Raw genomic sequence first — 18,329 nt, 5'->3', positions numbered from 1 at the left:
TATTCCCGCTAATTATTCATATGCGATTACTTCGCAGAGAAAAGCATATTTAAAATATCCTGATAAAGGGGTTCTAATTGTTCTGACGGGACTTTTAAGGGGGTTAATCGACGATAAATCGTCCCCTCAATCATCACGGCGGTAATCTCCACGCAGCAGCGAATATGCTCGTCGCTCAGGTGGGGAAACTGCTTTTTCAGGTGCGCGCAGGCGTTGGCGAACATGCGCGATTCGGCTTCGATCAGCATCGTCGCCACCTGCGGATTACGCGTGGCCTCAGCGGACATTTCCAGCATCAGCGCATCGTCATCTTCGTTGAGGGTCTGTCGCCAGGCGAGCGCCTGCGGCATCCCTTCCACCAGGGTTTTACCCTGCATCTCCTCAATGCGTGAGTCGATGATTCGGCGGATCATCTCTTCGATAATCGCGTCTTTGTTGCTGAAATAACGGTAAATTTGACCGACGCTGAGCTTCGCTTCGCTGGCTATCTGCGACATGCTGGCGGCGTGAAATCCGCTGGCGCGAAAGCAGCGACGCGCGGCGGTGATGATTTCGTCCTGACGTTGTTTTTGTCGTTCTTCCAGTTTCGTACTCATCGTCGGCTACCGTGTAAAAGTGAGAATGATCGTTCTCAGTATACGTTTTGGGTGCGTATTGGAAAGGCCTTTTTTATTTAGATATTGAGGGAATGTTTCCGTATTTAAAAAATGGAGGGAATGAGGAGTTTTTGTGGAGGTTAAGCTATGAGATATTCAGATTGCATAGAAAATAAGGAGAGAAAAATGCACCTGAGCATAACAAATAATGTAACGCCCGCTGAAAAAGAAGAGTTATTTGTGGGGTTAAGAGCCTATAACGGGCAATTTTTGGATATGGCGACCTTTAGCGGCGACATTGGCGTTTACGTACGAGACGATAAAGGCGTCATGCTCGGCGGGCTAATTGGGGTGCGTAAAGGCGACTGGCTGAATATCGACTATCTCTGGGTCAGTGAGACCGTGCGCGGATCCGGCGTGGGCAGCCAGCTCATCAAAACGGCCGAAGAGGAAGCCAGACGCAAAGGCTGCAAGCACGCGCTGGTCGATACCGCCAGCTTCCAGGCGCGCCCGTTCTATGAAAAACAGGGCTACCGGCTGCAGATGTCTTTGCAGGATTATCCTTATCCGGGCATGCAGCGGCATTATCTGGCGAAAGCGCTTTAAGCCCCGGATCTGTAGGCCGGGTAAGCGCAGCGCCACCCGGCAAAACCCGCATATAACTTATCCTTCTTATTGATTCTTTTTCGGTTTTTATTTCACCGCCTCGTTGTCGATATAGTCACTACAACATTTAGCAAAAGGAACTGTCTTGTGAAACGTCGATTGGGTGCTCTGGTACTTGCTGGCCTGCTGCTGGCAGGGTGCGATCAAAGTGGCAGCGATGCCAAACACATTAAAGTGGGCGTCATCAACGGCGCTGAACAGGACGTGGCGGAAGTTGCCAAAAAGGTGGCAAAAGAGAAATATGGCCTGGACGTGGAGCTGGTCGGCTTCAGCGGCTCGCTGTTGCCCAACGATGCCACCAACCAGGGAGAACTGGATGCCAACGTCTTCCAGCATCGCCCGTTCCTCGCTGAGGATAACAAGGCGCATAACTACAAGCTGGTGGCCGTGGCGAACACCTTTGTTTTTCCGATGGCCGGCTATTCCCGCAAAATCAAATCCGTCTCTGACCTGAAGGATGGGGCGACGATTGCCATTCCAAACGACCCGACCAACCTTGGCCGCGCGCTGTTGCTGCTGCAAAAGGAGAAGCTCATTACCCTGAAGCCGGGCACCGGGCTGCTGCCGACGGCGCTGGATATTACCGCCAACCCTAAACAGCTGAAAATTATGGAGCTAGAAGGGGCGCAGCTGCCGCGCGTGCTGGACGACCCGAAAGTGGATGTCGCCATCATCAGCACTACCTATATTCAGCAAACCGGGCTGTCGCCGGTGCATGACAGCGTCTTTATTGAAGACAAAAACTCGCCGTACGTGAACATCGTGGTGACGCGCGAAGACAACAAAGACGCGGAGAACGTGAAGGAATTTATCCAGTCGTATCAGTCGCCTGAGGTAGCGAAAGCGGCGGAGACGATCTTTAACGGCGGGGCGGTGCCGGGCTGGTAAACGATCTGACGGAAAACGGGTTGCTTAAATTGGCCCGATTCCATCGGTAATCGCCCTTTAACCCACTGCGGCAAGTGCGACGGCTGGCTATCCTCCTTATCACACCCACCGGAGGATAGCCCATGAACATTACCCACATTCGCAACGCCACCCAGCTGATTTCCTACGCCGGAAAACGTCTTTTAATCGACCCTATGCTGGCCCCGAAGGGGGCTTATCCGGGCTTTCCCGGCACGGCGTATGCCGAACGCCGTAACCCGACGGTCGAACTCCCCGTTGACGTCAACACGCTGCTGGACGCCGACGCGGTGATCGTCACCCATACTCATGACGATCACTGGGATCTCACTGCGGCGGAGCTGATCGCCAAAGACAAACCGATCTACGTGCAAAACGATCGTGACGCCGCGCTGCTGCGCAGCCAGGGATTCAGCAACCTGACGGTCATGACCGACGCGACCTTCTTCGGCGATATTCAGATTACGAAAACCCACGGCGGGCAGCACGGCACCGATCGCGCTTACGCCGTGCCCGAGCTGGCGGAGCGTCTGGGTGAGGCCTGCGGCGTGGTGCTGCGTCATCCCGATGAGAAGACGCTCTATCTTGCCGGGGATACCGTCTGGCGTGACGAGGTGGCGGCCGATCTGCAAAAGCACCAGCCGGACGTGGTGGTGCTGAACGCGGGCTATGCCCACGTTATTGGTTTTGGGCCCATTATTATGGGGCAGGAGGACGTGCTCAACGTTCATTTCCTGCTGCCGCAGGCCAGCATTGTGGCGATCCATATGGAGGCGATTAACCACTGCCTGTTGACCCGCAGCGCGCTGCGTGAGTACGTTGAAGCCAATCAGGTGAGTGACGCAGTGAGCATTCCCCAGGATGGCGAAACCGTTATATTCTGAGCGCGTTAAGGGGAAAGGAGGATCTGATGTCGCTAATCAACGTCGCGATTGTCGCGGTAGACGGGTTCAGCCCGTTCCACTACTCCGTTCCCTGCATTCTGTTTGGCGATTCGGTCTCCGGCGAAAAGCGCTTTAACGTGACGATCTGCGCCGAAACGCCGGGTTTTCTCACCTCAAAAGACGGATTTGCCCTCAACGCCACGCAGGATTTTACCGCCCTTGGTCAGGCCGATATTGTCGTCGTTCCCTACTGGCAGCACGTTCTTGAACGCCCGCCCCAGACGCTGCTCGACAGCCTGGTGCAGGCGAGAGACAACGGCGCGGAAATCGTCGGGCTGTGTCTGGGGTCGTTTGTGCTGGCCTGGGCGGGGCTCCTCGACGGCAAACGTGCGGCCACCCACTGGGAGTTCGAGCATCAGTTCCAGTCCCTTTTCCCGCACGTTCAGCTGGATATCAATGCGCTCTACGTGGATGACGGCAATATCATCACCTCCGCCGGAACCGCGGCGGCGCTGGACTGCTGCCTGTATATCATTCGTCAGCGCTTTGGCAGCGTGGTCGCCAACCAGATTGCCCGTCGGATGATTGTTCCGCCCCACCGCGAGGGCGGTCAGGCGCAGTTCATCGCCCAGCCGGTACCCAAAGATACCCGCGACGGACGCATTAACTGCCTGATCGACTACCTGCAGCGGCACATCACCGAACCGCATAGCCTGGACTCACTGGCGGAGGTGGTTTCGATGAGCCGCCGCACCCTGACCCGTCATTTTATTCAAGCCACGGGGATGAGCGTCGCCGACTGGCTTACCGCCGAACGCCTGCGGCGCAGCCAGCTCCTGCTTGAAGCCGGAAATATGCCGATTGAGCGCGTGGCCGAACTGGTGGGATTTAATTCCGCCGTCACCTGGCGGCAGCAGTTTAAGGCGCGTTTTGGGGTGAGCCCTGCGGAATGGAGAAAAACGTTTCGTCTTCACAGCTAGTGTATTACGGCTAACTCAAGATTTAAGGGTTAGTTAAATCACTTCTTATTTTTTCTTAATCCACCTCTCATTTTTCTGAAAAAATATTTTATTTGCTTCGCCCTAACGCAAATTAGATATACTCGCATTAAGAATGCTCTTATATTTCGAAAATATTAATTGCGAATAAATTTTGTGGCATGGATGAATAGCAATAAAATAGAAAGAAGAATAATTTCATTAGCAAATTATATTATTTTTATCTTATCGGGTGCGCTTTTTTCAGCAAGCGTTAACGCTGCACCCTTGTCGCCAGCCGATCGCGATACTATTCAGCAGCAACAGCAGCAGCTTTTATTACAGAACCAGCAACAGCGTGAAGAGCTGGAGCGGAGTATTCCTCGCCCCGCGCCTGCCAGACCTCTGCCTGCAGCCGGCGCCGGGCCCTGCTTCACCATTGATACCATTACCCTTTCCGGCACGACCCTCATTTCCCCGAAAACGCAGCAGGCCCTGGTTGCGCCGTGGCAGGGCCGGTGTCTGGATATGGCGAAAATAACGGAGCTTCTCGCCCGTATTTCTGACTGGTATATCAGCCGGGGATATATCACCAGCCGCGCCTTTCTTACCGAGCAGGATCTCTCCGGCGGCCAGCTGAATATTGTGGTGCTGGAAGGACGGCTGGAAGCGATCCGTCTGGAAGGTGAAACGCCCCGCATGCTGAAAATGGCGTTTCCGGGACGGACAGGCGGCATCCTTAATTTACGCGATATCGAACAGGGGATGGAGCAAATTAACCGTTTGCGCGCCGAACCGGTGCAGATTGAAATTCTGCCGGGAACGCAGGCCGGATATTCCATCGTTAATCTCACGGGCAAGCCGGAATTTCCGTTAAGTGCATCCGTGAGCCTGGATAATAGCGGGCAGAAGAGCACCGGTGAAAACCAGCTGAACGGCGTGCTCACCGCCAATAATATGCTGGGGCTGGCGGATAAATGGTTTGTCAGCGGCGGGCGCAGCAGCGATTTTGCCAGCGCGTTCGATGCGCAGAATTTCCAGGCGGGCGTCAGCGTGCCGTCTGGCTACGGCCTGCTGGACTACAGCTATGCCTGGAGTAACTACCGGACCACCATCAGTAACCAGGGGTTCAACTGGCTCTCCACGGGCGATACCAAAACCCACCGCCTTAACGCGTCCTGGGTGGTTTTCCGCAACGGGGATGTCAAAACCGGCATTGCGGCGGGCGTGGTTCAGCGCTCCAGCCGCAACTGGCTGAACGACGCGCCGCTTAAGAGCAGCACGCGCAACCTCTCCAGCCTGGTCCTGGGAATTACCCACACGCAAAAAATGCTGGGCGGCGTGGCGACCTTCAACCCGACCTGGAGCCACGGCATGCCGTGGTTCAATGCCGAAACCGATGAAAATAAATCCGGGGATATGCCGCGGGCGGAATTCCGCAAATGGAGCCTGAACGCCAGCTTCCAGCGTCCTGTTGCCCGTAACGCGTGGTGGCTGACCAGCGCCTACGGCCAGTGGTCGCCCGACCGGCTGTACGGCGCCGAGCGCCTGACGCTCGGCGGCGAAAGCTCCGTGCGCGGTTTTAAAGAACAGTACCTGTCCGGGGATAACGGCGGCTACTGGCGTAACGAGCTGGGGTATTCCCTCTTCACCCTCCCGGTAATTGGCGCGGTAAGCGCAACGGTCGCCGTTGACGGCGGCTGGCTGGAAAAAGACCGTCAGGACCGCTTTGCCTCCGGCACGCTGTGGGGCGGTTCGGTGGGGCTGAGCAGCGCTGGGCGCGGGTACAGCAGCCAGATTTCGGTCGGCACGCCCCTGCGCTACCCCGACTGGCTCGGCCCGGATCATGTGAGCGTTAACTGGCGCATTGCCTTCATGCTTTAAGAGACTCTACGACTATGGATACCCGTCACCCACCCGTTCGTTTCTCGCAGCGTCTGATCAGCTGGATTGTCTGCGGCCTGATGGTCTGGCAGCCGGTGGCACCCGCCGTCGCGGCGGCGCTCACGCCGGCCGGGCAGACCACGGTCGACCGGGCGGGGAACGGGGTGCCGGTCGTCAACATTGCCACCCCGAACGGGGCGGGTATCTCGCATAACCAGTTCGGCGAGTATAACGTCGGCAGCGAGGGGCTTATCCTCAACAACGGCACGGACCGTTTAACCCGGACCCAGCTGGGCGGGCTTATCCAGAACAACCCCAACCTGCAGGCCGGGCGGGAAGCGAAAGGCATCATCAACGAAGTCACGGGCGCCAGCCGCTCGCAGCTGCAGGGCTACACGGAAGTCGCCGGTAAGGCGGCAAACGTCATGGTGGCCAACCCGTACGGCATTACCTGTAACGGGTGCGGATTTATCAACACCCCGAACGTCACCCTGACCACGGGGAAACCGCAGTTCGACGCCAGCGGTAACCTGCTGGCGCTGGAGGTGACAAAAGGCGCCATCACGGTTGAAGGCCAGGGGCTGGACGCCAGTAAAAGCGACGCGCTGTCGCTGATTGCGCGCGCAACGGAGGTGAACGCCGCGATACACGCGAACGACCTGACGGTGACCGCAGGGGCGAACCGCGTGGGTGCCGACGGCAGCGTCAGGCCGGTTGCCGGCGAGGGCGCCGCGCCCGTGGTGGCGGTGGATACCGGCGCGCTCGGCGGGATGTATGCGAACCGTATCCGCCTGGTCTCCAGCGAGGCGGGCGTCGGGGTGAACCTCGGCAACCTCACCGCGCGCCAGGGCGACATTCAGCTGGATGCGGGCGGGAAACTGACGGTCAGGAACAGCCTCGCCAGCGGCTCGATTAGCGCGAAGGGCGCGGGGGTGGCCCTCAGCGGCAGCCATCAGGCCGGGGGCGCGCTGAACGTGGCCAGCTCGCAGGATGTGGAGCTCAGTAACAGCACGCTCGCCAGCCAGGGCGACATGCGCCTTTCCGCGGCGGGGAAAGTGCAGATGACGGGCGGCGGGACAAACAGCGCGGGCGCGCTGGCGGTCAGCAGCGGGCAGGCGATGACGCTCAGCAATACCTCCCTTATCTCCCGCGGCGCGGCGACGCTGAACAGTCAGGACACCCTGACCGTCAACGGTGGCGGCGTGTCGGCACAGGGCGGGGCGCTGACCGTCGCGGGCGGGCAGGGAGTGGCACTTTCGGATGCCACGCTGACGGGCCAGGGCGACACCACGCTGTCCACCGGCGGCAGCCTGACGCAGCGCGGCGGCAGCGTCACCGGCAGGGGCGAGCTCAGCGTGGCGGCCGGGAAGGATATCACCCTGACGAATACCCGCAGCGGAAGCGATACCCGCGCGACGCTCAGCAGCGGCGGCACGCTGTCATCCACGGGCAGTGCGGTCTCGGCAGGGGAGAGCCTGGCGCTGAGCGGCGGGCAGCTGGTGCTGGACGGCCAGAGCCGGGCCGATGCCGCGGCCGATATCCGCCTGACGGGCAGCACCGTCAGTAACCAGGGGCAGGTGAATGCGGGGCGCGACATTGCGCTCTCCGGCGACAGGGTGTCCAGCAGCGGCCTGCTGGCGGCGAAAGGCCGTCTGGACGTGAACGCCGGAGAGCTGACGAACGGCGGCACGGCGCAGGGCAGCGACGTCACCCTGAAGGGGCAGACGGTGACCAACAGCGGCACCCTGCAGAGCGCCGGCAACCTGGCGTTAAGCGCCGGAACCCTGGCGCAGCGGGGCACGCTGAGCGCGAAAGGCAATGCGGACGTCACGGCGCAGCAGACCCTGCGTAACGACGGCAGCCTGCTGGCTGACGGCGCGATGAACGTGACCGCAGGCGCGCTTGAGCAGAACGGCACCCTGTCCGGCGCGACGGCGCTGACGGCACAGGCCGGCACCCTGACCAGCGGTCAGGCGTCCCGCACGACCAGCCAGGGCAATATACAGATTACCGCGACCCGCAGCGCCAGCCTGAACGGGCAGACGGACGCGGCGGGGGCGGTCACCGTCAGCGCCGGCGACCTGACCACCGGCCCGGACGCGCACCTGCAGAGCGGGCAGGGGCTCACCCTGCAGGCGCAGAACGCCGCGCTGAACGGCACCCAGGCGGCGAAAGGCGCCCTGTCGGTAACGGCGGGCACGATTGCGCACGCCGGGAAATCCACCGGTGACGCGCTGAGCTTTAACGCGACCGGCGACCTGACCAGCGGCGGGGAGCTCACCGCCAGCGCCATTACTCTCAGCGGACAGAACATCCTCCAGTCCGGCGCCGCAAAAGCGGACCGCATGACCCTGACGGCCCCCGGGCGCATCACCAGCAGCGGCTCGCTGATTGCCGGTACCCTCTCGCTGGACGCAGCCTCGGTGGAGAACGGCGGGCTGCTGCAGGGGACCACCCTGCTCGGCCTGAAGACCGGGTCACTCGCGAACCTCGCGGGCGGGTCGGTTTACAGCGCGCAGGATTTAACGCTGAACGTTCCGGTGCTGACCAACGGCGGGCTTATCACCACCGACGGCACGCTGCGCATTAAAGGCGACACGCTGACCAACCAGGGTGAAATCAACGGCGTCAGCCTGAGCAGCGACTACCTCAGCCTGACCAGCAGCGGACGCCTGCTGGCGGACGACCGGCTCACCCTGAACGGCACTACTCTGGTTAACGCGGGCAGTATTGCCGCCGGCGACCTGCACATCACGGCGGACAGCCTGGAGAACCAGGGCACCGTCGAGGGGGACGCGGCCCTGACGCTCGGCGTGGCAGACCTCACTAACCGCGGCGCGCTGCGCAGCGGCGGAACGCTGACGCTTAACGGCGACACCCTTACCAGCAGCGGCGAGCTCAGCGCCACCGCGCTGCTGCTGAACCTGACCCGTCAGGTCAGCAACGAGGCGGGCGGCCGGGTGATTGCCCGGGACGGCCTGACGCTGACCGCCGCCAGCCTGACCAACAGCGGGCTGATGGCCGGTGCCGACGCGCAGTTCAACAGCGCGTCGGTGACCAACGGCGGCACGCTGCAGGGGACTCATTCCCTGACGGCGGCCGGGGCACAGCTCAGCAACCTGCAGGCGGGCATGCTGCTCTCCGGTGGCGCGCTCGGCCTGCACCACACCACCCTGAACAACGCCGGGCTCATGCAGGGCAGCACCCTGAACCTGGCCACCGGCGAGTGGATGAACACCGGTAACGCGCTGGGGGAAGCGGGCGTGACGGCGACGGTGACCGGCGCGCTGACCAACGGCGGTAAGGTGCTCAGCCAGCAGGCGCTGGACGTTCAGGCCGGCAATACCGATAACCGGGGCCAGCTGCTGGCGAAAGTGCTGACCCTGCGGGGCGACCTGCAGAACAGCGGCCTGCTTCAGGGCGGCAGCACGCTGGCCTGGTCCGGCAACACCTTCGCGAACCAGACTCAGGGGCAGGTGACGGGCGGTGAGACCCTCACCCTGAGCGGACACACGCTCAGCAACGCGGGCAGCCTGCAGGGGCGCAGCGCCACGCTGGACGCCGCAGGCCTGAATAACCAGGGCAGCGTTCAGGCGCTGGACGCCCTGACGCTTGCCGCGACCGGCAGGCTGGACAACACGGGCGCCCTGCTCAGCCAGAACCTGTTCACGCTGACGGCGGCGCAGCTGTTTAACGACGGCCGGCTGGCGGGGAAAGCGCTGACGGTGAACGCCGCGCAGCTGACCAACACCGGCATGCTGCAGGGCAACGACACGCTGGCGCTGACCACCCGCGCGCTGAGCAACGGCGCCACCGGGCAGCTGGTGAGCGGAAGCGGCCTGAATCTGTCCCTGGACACGCTCGATAACGCCGGTCTGCTGCTGGTGAACGGCGGGCTCACCCTCCGGGGCAGCGACCTGACCAACCAGGGCGATATTCAGGCGCAGGACCTGGATTTGGGGCTGGGCAACGCCCTGAGCAATACCGGGAACATCGTGGCCACCGGCGATGCCGCGCTTCACGCGACGACGCTGACCAGCAGCGGCACGGTGGCGGGCAGAACGCTGACCGCAGGCGCGACGGAGCTGCGCAACAGCGGCCTGATGCAGGGCAGCAGCGCGGTTAACGCCGCCGCTGACCGCTTTATCAACGCGCTGAACGGCAAATGGCTCTCCGGCGGCGGCTTCACGCTGACGGGCGGGCAGCTGACGAACGCCGGTACGCTGCAGGGCGCGACGCTGGACATGACCGGCACCACCCTGACCAGCAGCGGCACGGTGAACGGGCTGACGGGGCTCAGCGGCACGCTCGGCGGGGCGTTAACCAATACCGGGCTGCTGCAGAGCGGCGGCGCAACCACCTTCACCGCGGACACCCTGGCGAACCCGGGGCGCATCACCGGCGGCACGCTCTCCCTGACCGCCCGCGAGATGAACAACGACGGGCTGATGCAGGGAACGAACGGCCTGGCGCTTACCGGCACCGCGCTGACCACGGGCGCGGCCTCGCGCACCCTCTCCGGCGGCATGCTGACGCTGGACGCAGGCCAGCTGACCACGCAGGGCACGCTGCAGGGGAACGGCGCGGACGTCCGCGCCACCGGCGACTGGACGCACGGCGGGTCCCTGCTCAGCCAGGGGGCGCTGACGGCCACGACCGGCGGCACGCTGACCTCGTCCGGCTCGCTGATGAGCCAGGGGCGGGCGGATATCACCGCGCAGACGCTGGATAACCGCGGGCAGCTCCTCAGCGAAGGGGACGTGACGCTCGGCGGCAGCACCCTTAAAAACAGCGGCACCGTGCAGGGGAACACCCTCGCGCTGCGCCAGGACAGCATTAACAACCAGGGCACCCTGACCGGCCTGCAGAGCCTGACCGTTCAGGGGCAGCAGCGGCTGATGGCGCGCATGGCGATGGCCGCGCCGCAGCAGGCGCTGATTAACGGCGCAGGCGGCAGGCTGCTCACTCAGGGCGCGCTGACCATTGCCTCCGGGGCGGTGACCAACGCCGGCAGCTGGCAGGCGCAGAACATTCTGCTTAACGCGCAGTCGCTCAGCAACAGCGGCACGGTGCAGAGCGCCGACGGGCTGCAGATGACGCTGGCCGACACGCTCACCGGAACCACGGGCAGTAAGATTACCGCGCTGGGTGCGGCAACGCTGCAGGCCGCGACGCTGGTGAACCAGGGGCAGTGGGCGGCGAAAAACCTGACGCTGACCGGCGGCACGCTCAGCAACAGCGGCGCCATCAGCGGGGTGAATGGCCTGACCCTCAGCCAGACCGGCGCGGTCAGCCAGCAGTCGACCGGCACCCTGCTCTCCGGCGGGGCGCTGAACGTCACGGCGGCCTCCGTCACCAGCGACGGCAAAATGCAGGGGAGCACGCTCGGCATCACCACCGGGGCGCTCACCAACGGCGGACGTCTGCAGGGCGATAACGGCGCGACGCTGGCCCTCAGCGGCACGCTGACCAACAGCAGCGGGGGCGAAATCGTCAGCCGCGATGGCCTGACGCTGACCACGCCCGCGCTGTTTAACTACGGCCTGATTCAGGGCGGCGGCGAGACGCGCGTGACCGCCTCCTCGCAGGCGCGTAACGACGGCAGGCTGCTTTCCGGCGCGCGCCTGACGCTCGGCACGCCGCAGTTCACCGGCACCGGCTGGCTGCAGGCCACCGACCTGATACTCAATGCGGCAAACGCCACTAACGGCGGCACGTGGGTGGCCGACCGGGCCACGCTGACCGGCACCACCTTTGCCAGCCAGGGTACCACCCAGGCGGGACAGCTGACGGTTAACTACGGCCAGCTGAACAACAGCGGCACGCTGCTCGGCAACGCGCAGCTGAATATTGGCGCGGACCAGGTGACCCAGAGCGCGGGCGGCAGGCTGCTGAGCGGCGGCAACCTGTGGCTGCAGAGCCGGGGGCTGGACCTGACCGGCCAGCTGGTCTCCCTGGGGGACTTAACGCTGCAGCTGACGAACGCGTTTACCAGCCGGACCGCCGTGGCGGCAGGCCGAACCCTGACCATCAGCAGCGGCGGCGACATCGATAACCGCAGCGTGCTGCAGGGGCAGGCGGTCAACCTCAGCGCGGGCGGGCAGCTCAGCAACAACGGACAAATCACCACCGGCGGCGGCACCAGCACGCTCTCCGGCAGCAGCGTGGCGCTCAATGCCGCGGGCGCGGTGCAGGGCGGGGGCGACATCACCGTCGCCAGCCGGAGCAACATTACCGTCGACGGCTTCACCGGCACGCGCGGCTCGCTGACCCTGAGCGCGCCGGGCGCCATCGTCAACACCGCGCTGCTGTACGCGGCGAATAATCTGGCGCTGTTTGCTGACAGCATCACCAACCGGCGCGGCGACATCATGGCGGGGAACAACCTGTGGATGCAGCGTGATGCGGCGGGGAATGCGAACAGCCAGGTGGTGAACACGTCGGGGAATATTGAGACGCAGGGTGGGGATATTACCATCAGGACAGGAAGCCTGTTAAATCAGCGTGATGGATTAACGTCAACCACAACAACAAGTGCGTCGCCAGCGTATGGTTGGGTTGGGCAGGCAACTGTTGACATACCTGTGTCGGTTCTCGGAATCGATACGCTTGTTCGGGATAAATACAGCACTTATACCCATGACGGTTCAGGTACATGTGGGGGAGTTCCCTGTTTCTTGTATGAGGATACCCATTACTATTACAAACCAATTACAGGCTATGAAACACGTAAATATGCACTAAATCAGATAGCGCAGGTTGTAAATGCTGAGGGTGGAAGCGCTCGTATTTCTTCCGGGCGTAACCTGACTATCACTGCCGCAGAGTTGAACAATCAGGCGAGTGCAATCCTGGCGAATAGCAATATTACGCTTGCAGGAAACACGCTGAATAATCAGAGCTATCAGAGCGGAACTTATACAGAATATGCTGTATATAAATATGTAAGCCCCTCATATGGCGGGGGTTCTCCTGGCTCCTACTCTCCAACCCATCGCAATACTTACTACGACAATGACGTAACCTATGTATTAGATGGGCATGTCACAGAAAGTGAAAATGGTGAAACATACCGCGCCGTCATCCAGGCGGGCGGTAACGTCACCGCGAACTTCACCAGCAACATCAGTAACACCAGTACCACCGCCAATGCGGGCGGCGTCAGTAACGTTATCTCCACCCCGTCGCTGAACACCCTCAGCAACCAGAGTGTCGGCAGCGGCGTGCAAAAACAGGGGCTGAACACGACCGGCACCGTGGCGGTTAACTCGCCGCAGTGGAACGATCGGCTCCAGGGGGCGCTGCAGCAGCTTAACGGCGGCGGCTCGCTGGAAAACGGCGGCGCGTCCGGCACGCCTCTCAGCAACGTTGCCACCACGCAGAAAGGCGATGCGAACCTCGGCCAGCTGGGCGCACTGGCGAACGCCGGGGTCACCACCGCCGATCTTCGCACCGCTCAGGGCGGCGCCGTCGGGCATTATCAGGGCCAGCGCGTCGATACCAGCGCTTACCCGCTGCCGTCGGGCAACAACGGCTATTTTGTCTTCTCCGACAACCCGAAAAGCCCGTACCTGATCGGCATCAACCCGAAACTGAACGGTCTCGGACAGCTTGATCCCGCCCTGTTTGCCGATCTGAACGCGATGCTCGGGATCAAACCGTCGTCCACGGCGCCGCAGGAGACGCGGCTGGCGTTTACCGACGAGAAGCAGTTCCTCGGCTCGTCCTATATGCTCGGCCGCCTCAACCTGAACCCGGACTACGATTACCGCTTCCTCGGCGATGCGGCGTTCGATACCCGCTACGTTTCCAACGTGGTACTCAACCAGACCGGTAACCGCTACCTGAACGGCATCGGCTCCGATCTGGATCAGATGCGCTATCTGATGGACAACGCCGCGGCGGCGCAGCAGTCGCTGGGCCTGCAGTTTGGCGTCTCGCTGACCGCCGATCAGATTGCCGCGCTCGACCACAGCCTGCTGTGGTGGGAGAAAGCCACCGTCAACGGCGAAACGGTGATGGTGCCGAAACTCTACCTGTCGCCGAAGGACGTCACCGTCAACAACGGCAGCGTGATCGCGGGCAACAACGTCACCCTGAAGGGCGGCAGCATCACCAACGGCGGCAGCTCGCTGCTGGCGAAAAACAGCCTGACGCTCGACAGCCAGAACAGCATCAGCAACCTCAGCAACGGCCTGATGAAAGCGGGCGGCGACCTGAACCTGAGCGCCATCGGTGATATCAATAACATCAGCTCCACCATCAGCGGCAAAACGGTCGCGCTGGAGAGCCTGGACGGCAGCATCAACAACCTGACGCAGGTTGAGCAGATTGATATCAACGCCGGCGGGAAGTACGGCAACATCGGCCTGAAGGACACCCTGCTGGGCAACACGGCGTCGATTACCGCGCAGGATGGCCTGTCGCTTGAGGCGGGAAAAAACATCACCGTCACCGGGGCGAACCTGGCCTCCGGCGGCGATATGCTGCTGAACGCGTGGGGCGATATTGCCGTCAACGCGAATCAGATCAACGACGCATTCAGCTCCAGCCGGGAGAAAACCAGCCGTTCCTCCGTCACGTATCAGGGAAGTAACGTCAGTGCGGGCGGCAACCTGCTGGTGAATGCCGGGCATAACCTTGACGTGACCGCCAGCGACCTGAAGGCGGGCGGCAGCGCGGGGCTGAGCGCGGGCAACGACCTGAACCTGAACGCTGCACAGACCAGCGAAAGCAGCCGGAAAGGGAAAAGCGAGTCCCACAGCACCGGGCTCGACCGCACCACGATTTCCGCAGGCGATAACCTGGTCCTGAAGGCCGGGCAGGATATCAACGCCCGGGCCGCCGCGCTGGCGGCGGAGAAAAGCGTCGGGCTGCAGGCGGGTCGCGACGTGAATCTGGCTGCTGAAGAGACCACGCAGGGCGACAGCTATAGGTCAGGCAAGAAAACCGTTATTAACGAATCGGTACGTCAGCAGGGAACCGAGATCGCCAGCGGGGAGAATACTCAAATCCTCGCCGGACGCGATGTCACCACCGAAGCCGCGCAGGTGACGGCGAAGGGCGATATCGGCGTGGCGGCAGGCCGCGACGTCAATCTCAATACCGCAACCGAAAGCGATTATCACTACAAAGAGCAGACCAAAACCAAAAAAGGTTTCCTCAGCAAGAAAACCACCCACACCATCGAGGAGGACAGCGCGACGCGTGAATCCGGCTCATTACTTAGCGGCGACAACGTGCAGGTGGTGGCGGGCAACAACCTGCGGGTGTTCGGCTCCGCCGTGGCGGGCGATGGCGACGTGCAGCTTAAGGCGGGCAACAATGTTGATATCGTTGCGGCCACCAACACCGACACCTCCTGGCGCTTTAAGGAAGAGAAAAAATCCGGCCTGATGGGCTCGGGCGGGATTGGCTTCACCATCGGCAGCAGTAAAAGCACGCACGATCTTCGTGAGAAGGGTACCACCCAGAGCCAGAGCTTCAGTACGGTGGGCTCGACGGGCGGTAACGTCGCGATTTCTGCCGGAAACCAGACCCACATCGGCGGGGCGGATCTTATCGCCGGGAAGGATTTAAGCCTCAGCGGCGACAGCGTCATCATCGAGCCGGGGCACGACAGGCGCACCCGGGATGAAACCTTCGAGCAGAAGAAAAGCGGGCTCACCGTGGCGCTCTCCGGCACCGTCGGTAGCGCTATTAACAATGCCGTGAGCGCGGCGCAGGAGACCAAAGAGCAAAGTGATGGCCGTCTGAAAGCCCTTCAGGCCACCAAAACGGTGCTGTCCGGCGTGCAGGCCGGGCAGGCAGCGGATATGGCGGCAACCACCGGCGACCCGAACGCAATGGGTGTGAGCCTCTCGCTGACGACCCAGAAGTCGAAATCACAGCAGCATGCTGAGAGTGATGCGGTGGCAGGCAGCACGCTGAACGCAGGCAACAATCTCTCCATCACCGCGAACGGCAAAAACAAAGGTGCAAACAGCGGCGACATCGTGATTGCGGGCAGCCAGCTGAAAGCCGGGGGCGACACCACGCTGGATGCACAGAACGATATTCTGTTGTCCGGTGCGGCGAATACCCAAAAAACCAGCGGCAAGAACAGCAGCAGCGGTGGCGGTATTGGGGTAAGCATCGGTGCCGGAGGCAACGGCGCGGGTATCAGCGTGTTTGCCAACGTTAACGCCGCGCACGGCAAGGATAAAGGTAACGGTACCGACTGGACCGAAACCACAATCGACAGCGGCAAAAACGTCACCCTTAAAAGCGGGCACGACACCGTGCTTGATGGCGCCCAGGTTAACGGCAATAAAATCGTGGCAGACGCTGGTCACGACCTGCTGATGCGCAGCCAGCAGAACAACAGCGACTACGACAGCAAGCAGACCAGCGTTGCAGCGGGTGGCAGCTTCACCTTCGGCACCATGTCCGGTTCAGGCTATATCAACGCCAGCCAGGACAAGATGAAGAGCCGCTTTGATTCGGTGGCCGAACAGACCGGGCTGTATGCCGGGGACGGGGGCTTCGACATCACCGTGGGGCATCACACCCAGCTTGATGGCGCGGTTATCGCGTCCACCGCCACGCCGGACAAAAACAGCCTCGATACCGGAACGCTCGGCTTCAGCGATATCCACAACGAAGCGGACTTTAAAACCTCGCACTCCGGAATCAGCCTGAGCGGCGGCGGCAGCTTCGGGGATAAATTCCAGGGCAACCTGCCGGGCGGCATGATCTCCGCTGCGGGTAATAAAGGCCATAAGGAAGGCACCACGCAGGCCGCCGTGGCAGAGGGCTCCCTCACTATCCGCGACAAGGCAAACCAGAAGCAGGACGTGGCCGATCTGAGCCGCGATACCGAACATGCCAACGACAGCATCAGCCCGATCTTCGACAAGGAGAAAGAGCAGAACCGCCTGAACGCGGTTGGGATGATCAGCGACATTGGCAGCCAGGTGGCGGATATTGCCAGGACGCAGGGTGATCTTAACGGGCTGAAGGCGGCCCAGAAAGAAACTGGCGCAACACTCCCTGCAAACGCGACAGAGAAACAGCGGCAGGATTATCTGGCGAAACTGCGAGATACCCAGGCATACAAAAACGTGATGGTGACGTACGGAACCGGCAGCGATATGCAGCGCGGCATCCAGGCGGCCACGGCAGCGCTGCAGGGACTGGCGGGCGGCAATATCGGAGGGGCGCTGGCGGGCGCGTCGGCACCGGAGCTGGCGCATCTGCTGAAATCGACAGAGGATAACCCGGCTATCAACACGATTGCGCACGCGATACTGGGTGGCGCAGTTGCGGTACTGCAGGGGAATAGCGCAGCGGCGGGTGCGGCAGGTGCCGCAACGGGCGAGCTGGCTGCGCATGCTATAGCCAGCCTGCTCTATCCGGATGTGAAAGACCTGTCGACATTGAGCGAAGATCAAAAGCAGACGGTCATTACGCTGGCATCTGTATCGGCGGGGATGGCTGGTGGGTTGGCGGGAGGTAGTACGGCTTCGGCAGCTGCTGGGGCGCAAGGAGGAAAGAACGCGGCTGAGAATAATGCTACCTCCATTCCTCTCCCCTCTGGCCTGGATAACTACATGAACGCCGTGGGTTCATGGAATCAATATGCCGAAAATAAGGGCTTATCTGTAGAAGAAAAACAGGCAGGTTTGGATAAACTGGCGAAAGGCGACTTACCTGAGGGGGCTAACATCACAAAAGTGATTGTCGAAGGTTACCAGGATGGGGTAATGATCGGAGCCGCCTGGTATTTAGGACCTGCGGCGTCGGTGGGTAAAGTTGTTGGCGGGGGAGTGATTGCGGAAATCGCCAACGGAGGGTACCAGTGGTTTAACCTGAGTCAGCCAGGCAATGAAAACAAATCGTGGGATTATAAAAGCAGCATTAGTGCTGGCGTGGGGGGGATGCTTGCTCCGGGAAGGAATACCTGGCAAAACATCGGCATAGCTATGGGAGGGGCATTCTTTACTGATGGCCCAAATACGGGATCGCTTATTGGTTCAGCATTAGGTTCATGGGCTGGCGGTAAACTCGGTGAACTAGCACCTTTCCCAGGGGAAGTTAATGATCTGATAGGTGGTTTGGGAGGGGAGTTAATCGGCGATAAAGTTAAGGATAAAGTTAATGGCAAATAATAAGGCGTTTCATCGGGCTACGTTTTTGGTTTTTCTGCTTAGTACCCTTTATTACGGTGTGTGTTTTTTTGCATTTATTTTTATTGTAAACAATGTACTGATCGAGTTTATAAGTTCTGGAAAGATTGATTTATCATCAAAATCATTAATTTATCTATCTGTGGTGAGCGCTATAGTTGGCGTCGCCGCTGGTGCCAGAGTATGGCTCTTTGCAAAGTTAGATGAACGCAAAGCTAGAAAATCATCCTGAATATATCGCCACTAATT

Annotated in this window: 8 protein-coding genes and 1 pseudogene; 8 read left to right on the top strand and 1 reads right to left on the bottom strand. The window is 61.1% G+C overall.

Annotation, left to right across the window (positions count from 1 at the left end):
• Positions 1 to 26: 26 nt before the first annotated feature.
• Complete coding sequence (locus M2422_RS14235) at positions 27 to 596, bottom strand: TetR/AcrR family transcriptional regulator (RefSeq protein ID WP_033144322.1); 570 nt, start codon at positions 594 to 596, stop codon at positions 27 to 29.
• A gap of 186 nt (positions 597 to 782) precedes the next feature.
• On the opposite strand from M2422_RS14235, the gene M2422_RS14230 reads away from it, so the two are divergent.
• The 8 genes and pseudogenes from M2422_RS14230 (at position 783) to M2422_RS14200 (ending at position 18,312) form a co-directional block, all read left to right on the top strand.
• Positions 783 to 1,202: a GNAT family N-acetyltransferase gene (locus M2422_RS14230; RefSeq protein ID WP_033144321.1), complete on the top strand. Its 420-nt coding sequence runs from the start codon at positions 783 to 785 to the stop codon at positions 1,200 to 1,202.
• A gap of 147 nt (positions 1,203 to 1,349) precedes the next feature.
• Positions 1,350 to 2,150 carry a lipoprotein NlpA gene (gene nlpA / locus M2422_RS14225; RefSeq protein WP_048981417.1) on the top strand — a complete coding sequence of 267 codons (801 nt, stop codon included), beginning with the start codon at positions 1,350 to 1,352 and terminating at the stop codon, positions 2,148 to 2,150.
• 122 nt (positions 2,151 to 2,272) lie between these two features.
• Positions 2,273 to 3,052 carry an MBL fold metallo-hydrolase gene (locus M2422_RS14220; RefSeq protein WP_048981418.1) on the top strand — a complete coding sequence of 260 codons (780 nt, stop codon included), beginning with the start codon at positions 2,273 to 2,275 and terminating at the stop codon, positions 3,050 to 3,052.
• A 26-nt stretch (positions 3,053 to 3,078) separates the two neighbouring features.
• Complete coding sequence (locus M2422_RS14215) at positions 3,079 to 4,032, top strand: GlxA family transcriptional regulator (RefSeq protein ID WP_048981419.1); 954 nt, start codon at positions 3,079 to 3,081, stop codon at positions 4,030 to 4,032.
• 183 nt (positions 4,033 to 4,215) lie between these two features.
• Entirely contained in the window at positions 4,216 to 5,913 is a 1,698-nt protein-coding gene (locus M2422_RS14210; protein ID WP_259142569.1) for a ShlB/FhaC/HecB family hemolysin secretion/activation protein, read from the top strand.
• A gap of 14 nt (positions 5,914 to 5,927) precedes the next feature.
• Positions 5,928 to 6,737 (top strand): annotated as a pseudogene (locus M2422_RS23940) (filamentous hemagglutinin N-terminal domain-containing protein); the annotation flags it as partial.
• A 675-nt stretch (positions 6,738 to 7,412) separates the two neighbouring features.
• Positions 7,413 to 18,062 (top strand): hemagglutinin repeat-containing protein, encoded by a 10,650-nt coding sequence (locus M2422_RS14205; protein ID WP_404997314.1) that lies wholly within the window; start codon positions 7,413 to 7,415, stop codon positions 18,060 to 18,062.
• The gene (locus M2422_RS14200; RefSeq protein ID WP_064673836.1) at positions 18,052 to 18,312 is read left to right on the top strand and encodes a hypothetical protein; all 261 of its coding nucleotides are present in this window, start codon (positions 18,052 to 18,054) and stop codon (positions 18,310 to 18,312) included. Before M2422_RS14205 ends, M2422_RS14200 begins: the two co-directional genes overlap by 11 nt.
• Positions 18,313 to 18,329 lie beyond the last annotated feature (17 nt).

This window comes from Enterobacter sp. SLBN-59 (genome assembly GCF_024807915.1).
GTDB lineage: Bacteria > Pseudomonadota > Gammaproteobacteria > Enterobacterales > Enterobacteriaceae > Enterobacter > Enterobacter asburiae_B.
This window is presented reverse-complemented; position numbering and strand designations above follow the sequence as displayed.